Annotated in this window: 12 protein-coding genes; 10 read left to right on the top strand and 2 right to left on the bottom strand. The window is 38.7% G+C overall.

All coding sequences use genetic code 11. From position 1 onward, the window contains the following. Nucleotides 1-21: 21 nt before the first annotated feature. Together Q5794_RS23475 and Q5794_RS23470 are read left to right on the top strand one after the other, a co-directional pair. The gene (locus Q5794_RS23475; protein ID WP_014458174.1) at nt 22-588 is read left to right on the top strand and encodes a ComE operon protein 2; all 567 of its coding nucleotides are present in this window, start codon (nt 22-24) and stop codon (nt 586-588) included. A 68-nt stretch (nt 589-656) separates the two neighbouring features. After that, nucleotides 657-2,948: a DNA internalization-related competence protein ComEC/Rec2 gene (locus Q5794_RS23470; RefSeq protein WP_214984274.1), complete on the top strand. Its 2,292-nt coding sequence runs from the start codon at nt 657-659 to the stop codon at nt 2,946-2,948. Between the two features lie 57 nt (nt 2,949-3,005). Here the strand turns inward: Q5794_RS23470 and Q5794_RS23465 are convergent, their stop codons facing one another. Continuing rightward, a complete protein-coding gene (locus Q5794_RS23465; RefSeq protein WP_013059251.1) occupies nt 3,006-3,140 on the bottom strand; it encodes a YqzM family protein in 135 nt (44 codons plus the stop codon). A gap of 326 nt (nt 3,141-3,466) precedes the next feature. Here Q5794_RS23465 and holA point away from each other — a divergent pair, with 326 nt between their 5' ends. After that, nucleotides 3,467-4,483, top strand: a complete 1,017-nt coding sequence (gene holA / locus Q5794_RS23460) for a DNA polymerase III subunit delta (protein WP_028410615.1) — start codon at nt 3,467-3,469, stop codon at nt 4,481-4,483. A gap of 34 nt (nt 4,484-4,517) precedes the next feature. Here the strand turns inward: holA and rpsT are convergent, their stop codons facing one another. Beyond that, nucleotides 4,518-4,784, bottom strand: coding sequence for a 30S ribosomal protein S20 (gene rpsT / locus Q5794_RS23455; RefSeq protein WP_013059249.1), 267 nt, complete (start codon nt 4,782-4,784; stop codon nt 4,518-4,520). Between the two features lie 256 nt (nt 4,785-5,040). On the opposite strand from rpsT, the gene gpr reads away from it, so the two are divergent. The 7 genes from gpr to dnaK all read left to right on the top strand — a co-directional run bounded on the left by gpr (nt 5,041) and on the right by dnaK (nt 13,474). Beyond that, on the top strand, nt 5,041-6,153 hold the full coding sequence (gene gpr / locus Q5794_RS23450) for a GPR endopeptidase (protein ID WP_214984275.1): 1,113 nt from the start codon (nt 5,041-5,043) through the stop codon (nt 6,151-6,153). An 84-nt stretch (nt 6,154-6,237) separates the two neighbouring features. Next, nucleotides 6,238-6,573 carry a DUF3679 domain-containing protein gene (locus tag Q5794_RS23445; protein ID WP_014458177.1) on the top strand — a complete coding sequence of 112 codons (336 nt, stop codon included), beginning with the start codon at nt 6,238-6,240 and terminating at the stop codon, nt 6,571-6,573. Between the two features lie 128 nt (nt 6,574-6,701). Further along, nucleotides 6,702-8,525 carry a translation elongation factor 4 gene (lepA, locus tag Q5794_RS23440; RefSeq protein WP_013059246.1) on the top strand — a complete coding sequence of 608 codons (1,824 nt, stop codon included), beginning with the start codon at nt 6,702-6,704 and terminating at the stop codon, nt 8,523-8,525. Between the two features lie 175 nt (nt 8,526-8,700). Beyond that, nucleotides 8,701-9,840, top strand: a complete 1,140-nt coding sequence (gene hemW, locus Q5794_RS23435) for a radical SAM family heme chaperone HemW (RefSeq protein WP_214984276.1) — start codon at nt 8,701-8,703, stop codon at nt 9,838-9,840. Between the two features lie 91 nt (nt 9,841-9,931). After that, nucleotides 9,932-10,960, top strand: a complete 1,029-nt coding sequence (gene hrcA / locus Q5794_RS23430) for a heat-inducible transcriptional repressor HrcA (protein ID WP_013059244.1) — start codon at nt 9,932-9,934, stop codon at nt 10,958-10,960. Nucleotides 10,961-11,065: 105 nt separating this feature from the next. Then, the gene (gene grpE / locus Q5794_RS23425) at nt 11,066-11,626 is read left to right on the top strand and encodes a nucleotide exchange factor GrpE (protein ID WP_028411655.1); all 561 of its coding nucleotides are present in this window, start codon (nt 11,066-11,068) and stop codon (nt 11,624-11,626) included. A 30-nt stretch (nt 11,627-11,656) separates the two neighbouring features. Next, nucleotides 11,657-13,474 carry a molecular chaperone DnaK gene (dnaK, locus tag Q5794_RS23420; RefSeq protein WP_013059242.1) on the top strand — a complete coding sequence of 606 codons (1,818 nt, stop codon included), beginning with the start codon at nt 11,657-11,659 and terminating at the stop codon, nt 13,472-13,474. Nucleotides 13,475-13,548 lie beyond the last annotated feature (74 nt).

Raw genomic sequence — 13,548 nt, 5'->3', positions numbered from 1 at the left:
AATAAAAAGGTAGGGAATGAGATGAACCGGATTTCATGGGATCAATATTTTATGGCACAAAGCCATTTGCTAGCTTTAAGAAGCACTTGTGAACGTCTGGCTGTTGGGGCTACAGTGGTGCGTGATAAACGTATTATAGCTGGAGGATACAACGGCTCGATCAGCGGAGGCGTGCATTGTGCTGACGAAGGCTGTTATGTGATTGATGGACACTGTGTAAGAACTGTCCATGCAGAAGTGAATGCACTCTTGCAGTGTGCTAAGTTTGGTGTAAAAACAGAAGATGCCGAAGTATACGTCACGCATTTTCCGTGTTTAAACTGCTGTAAAGCCCTTATTCAAGCGGGAATTAAAACAGTATATTACGCTAATGATTACAAAAATCATCCGTATGCTGTTGAGTTATTTCAACAGGCGGGAGTGAAAACAGCAAAAGTTGAACTTGATGAAGCAGTCATTGACTTAAAAAGTAAAGAGAAGCTTCAATTTGTGACGGATGTTCTCGCTCGTTTAGAAAAAAGCGGAGCGGACGAAGCAGAAGTGATGAATTTACAACGTGAAGCTCTCGCTTTGTTTACGGCAAATTAAAGGTAAAAGAGGTTTTTTACTTGGTAACAGTAAGAAGCCTCTTTCTTTTAAGAAGAAAGGAGCTAAAAGTGAAAGGATATTATATTTATTGTGCTTTTAGCATGATGATAGCTTTATATGTATATGATAATCATTCCGCTGTAAGCCTATTTTTGCTAATCGTGCTTTTCATTTTTCAATGGCTACAATGTCCGAGGAAAGTGGTTATTGCTTCTGCACTGTTGAGTGTTTTGTGCGTCTACCTATTAGCTGGGACAAATAAGCATAACAAAACGATTCTTTTAGCTGAATCTTCTTCTTTTACAGGCGAAATTTCATCTGTGCCGCATAGTGACGGCGACAAGCTTACTTTTAAGTTTACGGTTCAAAATGAAGAAGTCATGGCTTTTTATAAACTAAAAACGTTGGAAGAGAAACAGCAGCTCGAAAAGCTAACGATTCATCAAGTTTGTCAACTAGCGGGGCAATTAACTTCTCCTTCACCTGCTCGCAACCTTCATTCATTTGATTATCAGCAATATTTGTACCATCAGTCTATTCATTGGCAGCTTAACGTCAAGAGACTTGATTTGGTAAAATGCCAGCTCCCCACTTTAACTCCACTTACGTACCTTACCTTTATTCGCCAAAAAGGAATTAATTATATTCAACAAACTATGTCGGATCCAGGCGCTGGGTTTATGCAGGCACTAATTTACGGCGAGCGCACTGGCATCGAAGAAGAGAGTATCAAGCGCTATCAGCAATTTGGTTTAATACACTTGCTTGCCATATCAGGTCTTCATGTTGGACTGCTGACAGCGATGTGTTTTTATTTGCTCATTCGGATTGGAATGACGCGCGAGCGAGCCATTACGCTTTTACTTTTGCTTCTTCCTGTATACATGGTTTTGGCCGGTGGCAGCGCTTCAGTCGTCCGAGCTGTTTTTATGAGTATGCTGATGCTTATATCGATAAAAATACAAAGAAAAATTCTTTTGGTTGACAGCATCAGCCTTGCTTTTATGGTCATGCTGCTTTTTAAGCCGTACTATTTATTTGATGTAGGATTTCAGCTTTCTTTTGCCGTTAGTTTTGCATTGATTTTATCGAGTCAGACGATTTTACCTCGTTTTCATTCTTCTGTCAGCCAGCTCATGGTTGTTTCAGCGATTGCACAAGTCAGTTCACTTCCTTTATTGTTGTACTATTTTTATGGAGTATCTCTCCTCAGTTTGCCATTAAATATGGTTTTTGTACCGCTGTTTTCTCTTGTTATATTACCTCTTTGTTTGCTCATTCTTTTTGTTCGTATCCTCTTGCCGGGAGTGAGTGAACTGCTGGAGCAAATTCTTCATGTTCTTTTACTTTTTTGTGAAAAATTGCTTGGCTTTTTTGAATGGATTCCCGCTGATTTTATAACGGGAAAACCCCACATTGTTCTGTTTTTGGGCATGTACTTATGCATTTATGCTTTATTTGTGGCGGTCGAAGAAGGAGAATTTTTCGTTCGCTATATGTTTCTTCTCGTGGCATTGTTAGCCGCACAATGTATGTATCCTTATTTGAATCCAAAAGGAACGGTCACAATGGTCGATGTAGGACAAGGAGACTCCTTTATCATTGAGCTTCCTTATCGAAAAGGTGTGTATATGATCGATACCGGAGGAACCGTTTCATTTCCAAAAGAACCATGGCAAAAACGTCGTTCTTCTTTTGACGTGGGAGAAGACGTACTTGTTCCCTTTTTGCATTCAAAAGGAATAACAAGGGTAGATAAAATGATTATCACACACGGCGATTATGATCACGCAGGGGCGGCTCAGCATTTATTTTTACAAGTGGCTATCGGAGAGCTGGTGCTTGGGAAAAAAGCTGAATTAAATGACATAGAGACTGGCTTGGTGATCGCTGCTCAAAAACAAAGCGTGCCTGTTCAAATTGTTCAACAAGGAGATAGCTGGCAAGAAGGAGGTGTGTTATTTCAGGTTATTTCTCCGACAGGTTTCGAAGAAACGAGCAACAACCGCTCAATTGTAATAGACGCTAAGTTAGGAAATTTAAGATGGCTATTTACCGGAGATTTAGAAAAGGAAGGAGAACAAAGAATATTGAAAGACTTTCCAAACCTTAAAGCAGATGTATTAAAAGTTGGGCATCATGGCAGTAAAACCTCAACTTCAGAAGAGTTTGTGCAACATTTAAATCCTAAAGTAGCGCTTGTTTCAGCGGGACAAAAAAATCGTTATGGTCATCCTCATCAAGAAATATTAGAGCTTCTGAAAAGCTACGGGGTGTATATTTATCGAACGGATGAAAATGGTGGGGTAATGTATGAATTTACAAAAAAGTCAGGAACGTTTTCGCAGCAACTTCCATAGTCTATAGTAAGAAAAACGAACTAAAAAAGACTGCTAAGAAGCAGCCTTGAAGCAATTTTACGAACCCAAGTAGTGAATCACAGTTGCAATAACAAATAAGGCAGTGAAAAAGCCAAATGAAACACCAAATCCTACGGCAGAATCGACAGCGTCGTTGCGTTTACTTTGGACACTTTCTTCAAATTGGTTCATTAACACCCCTCCTGTTTACAGTATAATCTAACTTTTTTTAAAAATCTAGACAATTTAAAAGCGTTTTCACAAACTGACAACAGTTAACAACTATACTTTATGAGCATGAGGAGAAAATAGAGATAAGGGTTTAATCATTAACAAATAAGTAACCTAGGGCTTATATTGTTAATGTTTATCATAAACTGAGGAATTGTCTTTTTAAGGCAATTCCTTTTGTATTGTTGCCAAAAACTCATAACACCTTTACGATAGAAATTGTATTTTGTTTATCAGTAACTATACATAATTAATATAGATGAATAAAAAAGAGGAGCGTATATACGTTGGCAGTTGATAGCTTAAAAAGTATTACCAAAAATAATATAGCCCCCGTTTACTTAATACACGGGGTCAATGCATTTATGAGTAAAAAGATTAGAGATAAAATCGTCGACTATACGTTAAATGAAGAAGATAAAGAATTTAACTTGTCACTATACGATTTAGAAGAAACATCGATTGATCAAGTTCTAGAAGATGCTGAAACGCTTCCTTTTTTAGGAGACAAGCGTGTAGTGGTTGCGAAAAATGCAGCATTTTTAACGGCTGAAAAATCGAAAGATAAAGTAGAGCATGATCTAGCAAAACTGCAGCAATATGTGGAGCAGCCCCCATCTTTTTCAACGTTAATTCTACTAGCCCCTTATGAAAAGCTGGATGAAAGAAAAAAAATAACAAAATTATTAAAAAAACAAGCAGCTTACATCGAAGCGAACGAATTTGGTGAAAAAGAAATGAAGCAGTGGATTCATAATTTACTTTCAAAAGATGGAGTGAATATGGATGAAGATGCTGTGACGCTGCTTATTCAGCTTGTGGGTCTTAATGTAACGCTTGTGACAAATGAAATTGAAAAAATGGTGTTATACGTTGGACAAGGCGGAGTCATTACAAAAGAAGTTGTGCTTAAGCTTGTGGCAAAAACGCTTGAACAAAATGTATTTACGCTTATTGACGCTGTTATTCAGCGAAAGGTTTCTACTGCTTTAAATATGTATCAGGATTTACTGCGTAATAACGAAGAGCCTATTAAAATTTTATCTTTGTTAGCGACGCAGTTTCGTTTGATTTATCATACGAAGCAGCTGTCTAGTCAAGGGTACGGTCAGCAGCAAATTGCTCAAACGATTAAGGTTCATCCTTTTCGTGTGAAAATTGCTTTGCAGCAGAGCAGAAGTTTTGAGGAACAGCAGCTTAAAGAAATTTTAAAGGATTTAGCAGAGGCAGATTATGAAATGAAGACGGGGAAAATGGATAAAGCGCTTATTTTACAGCTGTTTTTATTAAAAAGAGCGCAATAAAAAAACGATCCTAATGGGATCGTTTTTGTCTCAATTATGCAGATAAACCGTTAAGTTTTACTGCTAAGCGAGATTTTTGACGAGCTGCAGCATTTTTGTGGATAATACCAGATTGTGCAGCTTTGTCTAATTTTTTAGAAGCAACAGCAAATGCTGCTTTTGCGTTATCTACATCGTTGTTTTCAACTAAAGCTTCAAAGTTTTTGATTGCAGTACGCATAGCTGATTTAGCTTGAATGTTATGAGCACGGCGAGCTTCAGTAGTTTTTACACGTTTGATAGCTGATTTAATGTTTGGCATCCGTTTCACCTCCCGAAATGATAACAATCGAGATTATATAGAACTCGACATTCTTCACAATAAGAACAAAAGATATTTTATCAAACACAAGGACAGAATGCAATAGCCTTGACAAGGAATTTTATATGACAGAGCTCTCTTTAAAAGCTTGTAGCTGATATTGCGCCCTTCCTTCCACTTTTCATTTCTTAAATGCATGAATCTGCCAGTCCTCGGTGACAATAATTTCAACAAAGATTGTCTAGGAGGTTAAGAAATGGAAAAAGAACTTGATTTAAGTCAATATAGCGTGCGCACGGATTTAGCTGTCGAAGCAAAAGACATAGCGTTAGAAAATCAGCCTAAACCGAATAACCAGTCAGAAATCAAAGGCGTAATTGTAAAAGAAAAAGAAGAACAAGGTGTCAAAATTTCAATGGTAGAAATTACGGAAGAGGGCGCAGAAGCAATCGGTAAGAAAAAAGGCCGATATGTAACCCTTGAATCGGTAGGTATTCGCGAGCAGGATACTGAAAAGCAAGAGGCCATGGAAGAAGTATTTGCTAAAGAGCTGAATTTTTTTATTAAAAGCCTCAACATTCCAGATGATGCTAGCTGTCTTGTAGTGGGTCTTGGAAACTTAAGTGTTACACCAGATGCGCTTGGACCAAAGGTAGTAGATAATTTGTTGATTACAAGACATTTGTTTGAGTTACAGCCTGAAAGCGTGCAAGATGGCTTTAGACCCGTTAGCGCCATTGTTCCGGGAGTAATGGGAATGACGGGTATTGAGACAAGTGATATTATCTTTGGCGTTGTAAAGAAAGTGAATCCAGATTTTATCATTGCAATCGACGCGCTGGCCGCTCGTTCGATTGAACGGGTAAATGCTACCATTCAAATTTCAGATTCAGGTATTCATCCGGGGTCTGGGGTTGGAAATAAGCGCAAAGAAATCAGTTATGAAACATTTGGCATTCCAGTTATTGCAATAGGTATTCCAACGGTAGTGGATGCTGTTTCCATTACAAGCGATACAATTGACTTTATCTTAAAACATTTTGGCCGAGAAATGAAAGAGCAGGGAAAGCCGTCTAAGTCGCTGCTTCCGTCCGGTATGACGTTTGGAGAAAAAAAGAAGCTCACGGAGGATGATTTACCCAATGAAGAGCAGCGTCAAACGTATCTCGGTATGATTGGCACCCTTCCCGATGAAGAAAAAAGACGTCTTATTCATGAAGTGCTTGCACCTTTAGGCCATAATTTGATGGTTACGCCAAAAGAAGTGGATATGTTTATTGAAGATATGGCTAATGTAGTTGCAGGAGGACTTAACGCTGCTTTGCATCATGAAGTGGATCAAGAGAACTTTGGGGCATATACTCATTAATACGCTTTTAGATGAATGAGTTCTTCAGAATATAGTCATAATGGTTAGTACTACAGAAGATAAAGAAGTAAGGGGCCTAATAATATGATTAAATTTACTTTAAAATCAGTAGTACTAACCATTTTTTTACTGTGCGTCGTATTTTTAGGGATGCAGACGGCTCAGCAAGGGTTGATTAAAATGAAGGGATATAATGATCCTTCGATTGAACATGTTATTAATGTGTCTAAAACGTCAGATGGTCAGGTGGAAGCTGCTGTTTTAGGTTCAAAAAAAGTCGTGAACATTGATGAAAAACAGCAGTTTCTAGAAAAACGAAAGGCTTTTAACTTTTTCTCCTCGCTAGGTCAAAGTCTAGCGGAAGGCGTGAAAAGTACAATAGGAAAAGCTTTTAAGGCTATCCATCATCTTCTTAATTAAAAGCAGAATCTCTTTCTGCTTTTTTGTATGGGAAAATCCCCAATGGAATGCTTATTGAATGTTGACGAATGTGTTGTTATAATTTAATTTAGTGTATTTTGCCGATTTTCAGTAGGAGTGAAAAAAATATGGATAGAGAAGCAAGATTGAAACGACAATCGAAAATCAGAAACTTTTCGATTATTGCTCATATAGACCACGGTAAGTCAACATTAGCGGACCGTATTTTAGAAAAAACAAATGCGTTAACACAGCGAGAAATGAAAGCTCAGCTTTTAGATTCGATGGATTTAGAACGTGAACGTGGAATTACCATTAAATTAAATGCTGTGCAGCTTCAATACAAAGCAAAAGATGGAGAAGAGTATACTTTTCATCTAATTGATACACCGGGACACGTCGATTTTACATATGAAGTGTCGCGAAGTTTAGCCGCGTGTGAAGGTGCAATTCTAGTAGTAGATGCAGCTCAAGGTATTGAAGCTCAAACACTAGCAAACGTATATTTAGCGCTTGATAACAACCTTGAAATTTTACCTGTCATTAATAAGATTGACCTGCCGAGTGCAGAGCCAGAGCGAGTGCGCCAAGAGGTTGAAGATGTAATTGGATTAGATGCGTCGGAAGCTGTATTAGCTTCAGCTAAAGCAGGAATTGGTATCGAAGAAATTTTAGAACAAATTGTTGAAAAAGTTCCTGCTCCTGAAGGGGATCCAGATGCACCGCTTCAAGCACTAATCTTTGATTCATTTTATGATGCATACCGAGGTGTAGTTGCATCCATTCGTATCGTACAGGGACGAGTAAAAGTAGGCGACAAAATTAAAATGATGGCAACAGGAAAAGAGTTTGAGGTAACGGAGCTAGGTGTGTTAACGCCAAAAGCCGTTGCTAAAGATGAACTTTCTGTTGGCGACGTAGGGTTTTTAACAGCAGCTATTAAAAACGTTGGAGATACGCGAGTAGGGGACACGATTACTCTTGCTAAAAACGGAGCAAGTGAACCTCTTCCTGGTTATCGTCGTCTGAATCCAATGGTATACTGCGGGCTGTATCCGATTGATACCGCGAAGTATAACGATCTTCGTGAAGCACTAGAAAAGCTAGAGCTAAATGACTCTGCACTTCAGTTTGAACCAGAGACGTCTCAGGCCTTAGGATTTGGTTTCCGATGTGGATTCTTAGGGTTGCTTCACATGGAAATTATCCAAGAGCGTATTGAGCGCGAATTTAAAATTGATTTAATTACAACAGCTCCAAGCGTTATTTATGACGTGTATTTAACAGACGAGACTCATCTGTCTGTAGATAACCCGTCTAATATGCCGGACCCACAAAAGATTGAACGCGTGGAAGAACCGTATGTGAAGGCAACGATGATGGTACCAAACGATTATGTTGGTGCTGTGATGGAGCTTTGTCAGAAGAAGCGAGGCAACTTTATTGATATGCAGTACTTGGATGCTAATCGCGTGAGTATTGTATATGAAATTCCACTAGCTGAAATTGTATATGATTTCTTTGATCAATTAAAATCAAATACAAAAGGCTACGCATCGTTTGATTACGAGCTTATTGGATATCAGCCTTCGAAGCTTGTGAAGATGGATATTCTCTTAAACGGCGAAACGGTCGATGCACTGTCCTTTATCGTGCATAGAGATTCGGCTTACGATCGTGGTAAAGTCATTGTAGAAAAGCTTAAAGAGCTTATTCCACGTCAACAGTTTGAAGTGCCGATTCAAGCGGCAATCGGTCAAAAAATTGTGGCGCGTTCAACAATTAAAGCCATTCGTAAAAACGTTTTAGCAAAATGTTACGGAGGAGATATCTCTCGTAAACGTAAACTTCTTGAAAAACAAAAAGAAGGTAAAAAACGTATGAAGCAGGTCGGTTCTGTTGAAGTACCGCAGGAAGCATTCATGGCTGTGCTTCGCATGGACGAAGATTAATAGCTGAAATTCTATTATTTAACATGTCAAATTAGTTTTGAAAATCAAGCTAATCTGATACGATAATAAAGAGTTTTGAACGCTGTAAATAAGTGTGAACGAACATAGATAAAAATACCGCAGAATCTCTCTGCGGTATTTTTATCATTTATAAATGTGATTGAGGTGGAAGTCCATGGTGAAGGCAGCATATCTGCATATCCCGTTTTGTCATCATATTTGTCACTATTGTGACTTTAATAAAGTGTTTTTCAAAAATCAGCCCGTTATGCCGTATTTGGAAAGCATGCGAGAAGAAATGAAACAAACAGTTGAACATTATCCAACGACCAATTTAAACACGATATTCGTTGGAGGTGGAACGCCCACAGCCTTAGATGAACAGCAGCTGGAGTATTTTTTAGAATCCATTCGTATGTATCTCCCTTATGACGAAAAAGGTGAGTTTACATTTGAAGCGAATCCGAATGAATTGACAAAAGAAAAGCTTCAGCTTCTCCATGATTATGGTGTGAATCGTTTAAGCATTGGTGTACAAACGTTTAATGAAAGATTATTGGAGAAAATTGGACGTGTGCATTCAAATAGACAGGTATTTGATTGTGTTGAGCAAGCGAGAAAGATTGGAATGTCGAATATAAGCTTAGACTTAATTTATAGCCTGCCGGAACAAACGGTAGCTGATTTCTCTTCTACGCTTCAAACCGCTTTTTCATTAGAGGTAGAGCATATGTCTGCCTATTCGTTGATTATTGAACCTAAAACGGTATTTTATAATTTAATGAATAAAGGAAAGCTGCCGCTGCCTGCTCAAGAAGAAGAAGCAGCTATGTATGAGCTGCTTATGAAAGAAATGGACAAACAAGGTTTTCATCAATACGAAATCAGTAATTTCGCAAAGCCAGGCTACGAGAGTATTCATAATCTAACCTATTGGAACAACGACGATTATTACGGAATTGGCGCAGGCGCACATAGCTATATAGACGGAATAAGACGAGCAAATATTGGACCATTAAAAAAGTACATTGATTCAGTCGAGCAAAAAGGAAATGCATATCTCAATGAAGTGAGCGTGACCGAGGCTGAAAAAATGGAAGAAGAAATGTTTTTGGGCCTTCGTAAAACGAAAGGAGTCTCAAAAGAGGAGTTTAAGAAAAAATTCAATCGAGAATTAAAAGATGTATTTGGAGAACCTATTCAAGAATACAAAGAGAAAGGACTTTTGGGTGAAGACAATAGCTCAGTCTTTTTAACACACAATGGTCGATTTTTGGGGAATGAAGTTTTTCAAGCCTTTATTGGGATAATCTAATATCAAATCGTTGACATCGCTATAGTGATTTGGTAATTTATTATTAGATTTAGCACTCAGAGTTTTAGAGTGCTAACAGAGGTGATGAAGCGTGCTTACTGATCGACAGTTATTAATTCTACAAGTCATTATTGATGATTTCATTCGATCTGCGCAGCCGGTAGGCTCTCGAACATTATCTAAGAAAGAAGAGTTTAATTTTAGTTCGGCTACGATTCGTAATGAGATGTCAGACCTAGAAGAACTTGGATTTATTGAAAAAACTCATACTTCTTCAGGGCGCGTTCCGTCTGAGAAAGGTTATCGTTATTATGTTGATCATCTAGTGTCCCCGCAGCACTTGAAAGCAAGCGACGTTTCGACGGTACGTTCGGTATTCGCTGAACGCATTGTAGAACTGGAGCAGCTCGTTCAAAAGTCAGCGCAAATTTTATCTGATTTAACGAGTTTAACGTCTATTGTGCTAGGACCAAAAGCGGTCAGCCATAAGTTAAAACAGCTGCAGATTTTACCTTTAACGGCTCAGTCAGCTGTTGCCATTATTGTGACCGATACAGGACACGTTGAAAGTCGGACGATTACGCTGCCGAGCAGTATTCAACCTTCCGATATTGAAAAAATGGTTAACATTTTAAACGAAAAGCTCATCGGCGTTCGCATTACTGATTTACATGATAAAATGTACAAAGAAGTAGCGACGCTCTTAAAAAGCCATATTCAAGGGTATGAGCAGACGATGGATATACTCAATGATGCATTAAAGCTCAACATGAATGGCAAATTAGTAGTTGGCGGCAAAACGAATATGTTTGCTCAGCCGGAATTTCATGATCTTAATAAAATTCGCGGGCTGTTTAACATTATTGAACATGAACAGCAGTTTTATAAGCTGTTAAGCCCAAATGAAGCTGGCATACATGTGAAAATTGGTCATGAAAATAAATTGAATGAAATGGTAGGGTGCAGCTTAATTACAGCTAGTTATTCCTTTGGTCACGAACAGCTCGGCACAATTGCTATACTGGGACCGACCCGCATGGAATATGCACGTGTAATTAGTTTGCTTACACTGCTGTCATCAGATATGTCTCAAGTGTTAACAAACTTGTATAAAGAATAAAGGAATCGGGTGGAATATATTACTTCCATCCTTTCCCTGTGATAAAATAAAAATCGTTGTTTAAAATGTGAAAATGTGTGTAAACATTTAAGGGAGGTGAATGAATTGTCAAACGAAAAGCAAGTAGAAGAACAAAACGAAGAAGTGGTTGAAGAAGTTCAAACAGAGGCTGCTGAAGCAACTGAAGCTGAAGCGTCTGAGGAAGTAAACCCTCTTCAACAAGAAAATGATCAATTAAAGCAACAGCTTGAAGAAGAAGAGAATCGCTACTTACGTCTACAAGCTGATTTCGATAATTTCCGTCGTCGTTCACGTCTCGACGCAGAAGCTGCTCAAAAATACCGTGCTCAATCATTGGTTGCGGATATTTTACCAGCACTTGATAACTTTGAACGTGCATTACAAGTTAACACAGCGGACGAACAAACTAAATCTGTGCTGCAAGGTGTAGAAATGGTATACCGTCAATTGGTAGAGGCACTTCAAAAAGAAGGTGTTGAAGCAATTGAGTCAGTTGGGAAAACATTCGATCCATACGAGCATCAGGCAGTGATGCAAGTAGAGGACGATGAATACGAACCGAACACGGTAGTAGAAGAGCTTCAAAAAGGTTACAAATTAAAAGATAAAATCATCCGCCCTGCGATGGTTAAAGTGAATCAATAACACTACATATTATGAAGGAGGTCATTGTCAATGAGTAAGATCATTGGTATCGATTTAGGTACAACTAACTCTTGTGTCGCTGTATTAGAAGGCGGCGAACCAAAAGTAATTCCAAATCCAGAAGGAAACCGTACAACGCCATCAGTTGTGGCATTCAAAAACGGTGAGCGTCAAGTTGGGGAAGTAGCGAAACGTCAAGCTATTACAAACCCTAACACAATTATTTCAGTTAAACGTCATATGGGTACAGACCATAAGGTTGAAGCTGAAGGCAAGCAATACACGCCTCAAGAAATGTCAGCTATCATTCTTCAACATTTAAAAGGTTATGCTGAAGAGTATTTAGGTGAGCCTGTAACAAAAGCTGTTATCACAGTTCCTGCTTACTTTAATGATGCTGAGCGTCAAGCAACAAAAGATGCTGGTAAAATTGCTGGTTTAGAAGTAGAACGTATTATTAACGAGCCTACTGCAGCAGCACTTGCATACGGATTAGAAAAAACAGATGAAGATCAAACAGTTTTAGTTTATGACCTTGGTGGCGGTACGTTTGACGTATCTATTCTAGAACTTGGCGACGGCGTATTTGAAGTTCGCGCAACTGCAGGTGACAACCGCCTTGGTGGTGACGACTTTGACCAAGTAATCATCGACTATTTAGTCGCTGAATTCAAAAAAGAAAACGGCGTTGATTTAAGCAAAGATAAAATGGCGCTTCAACGTTTAAAAGATGCGGCTGAAAAAGCGAAAAAAGATTTATCGGGCGTAACATCTACACAAATTTCTTTACCATTTATCACTGCTGGAGAAGCTGGTCCTCTTCACTTAGAGGTATCTTTATCACGTGCTAAATTTGACGAGTTATCAGCAGGCCTTGTAGAGCGTACAATGGCTCCTGTGCGTCAAGCTTTAAAAGATGCAGGCCTTTCTGCAAGCGAACTTGATAAAGTAATCTTAGTTGGTGGTTCAACTCGTATCCCAGCGGTACAAGATGCAATCAAAAAAGAAACTGGTCAAGATCCTCACAAAGGTGTAAACCCTGATGAAGTAGTTGCACTTGGTGCAGCAATTCAAGGTGGCGTATTAACTGGTGATGTAAAAGACGTTGTATTACTAGACGTAACGCCTTTATCACTAGGTATCGAAACAATGGGTGGCGTATTTACAAAGCTAATTGAGCGTAATACGACGATTCCAACAAGTAAATCACAAGTATTCTCAACGGCCGCAGATAGCCAAACGGCTGTAGATATTCATGTTCTTCAAGGTGAGCGTCCAATGTCTGCAGACAACAAAACGCTAGGTCGTTTCCAGTTAACTGACATTCCACCTGCACCACGCGGAGTACCTCAAATCGAAGTATCATTCGATATTGACAAAAACGGTATCGTAAACGTTCGTGCAAAAGATTTAGGTACAAACAAAGAGCAAGCTATTACAATTAAATCTTCAACAGGTTTATCAGATGATGAAATCGACCGCATGGTAAAAGAAGCGGAAGAAAACGCAGATGCTGATAAGCAACGTAAAGAAGAAGTGGAACTACGCAATGAAGCAGATCAATTAGTGTTTACAACTGAAAAAACATTAAAAGATCTTGAAGGAAAAGTAGAAGAAGCTGAAGTAACAAAAGCTAACGAAGCAAAAGATGCTTTAAAAGCTGCGATTGAAAAGAATGACCTTGAAGAAATCAAAGCGAAAAAAGATGAACTTCAAGAAATCGTTCAAGCGTTAACTGTAAAATTGTATGAGCAAGCTCAACAAGCTCAGCAAGCAGGTGAACAAGGCGCTCAAAATGATGATGTTGTAGATGCAGAGTTTGAAGAAGTAAACGACGACAAAAAATAATGCATCTTGACGACTAACGTGAATGACGCCATGGTGTCATTCACATCTTGTTAAAAAGTCAAAGTCAAGCTTAT

The organism is Priestia megaterium (assembly GCF_041941685.1).
GTDB classification, from domain to species: Bacteria; Bacillota; Bacilli; order Bacillales; family Bacillaceae_H; genus Priestia; species Priestia megaterium_C.
Note: the sequence above shows the minus strand (reverse complement) of the source record. Positions and strands in the feature narration are given on the sequence as shown.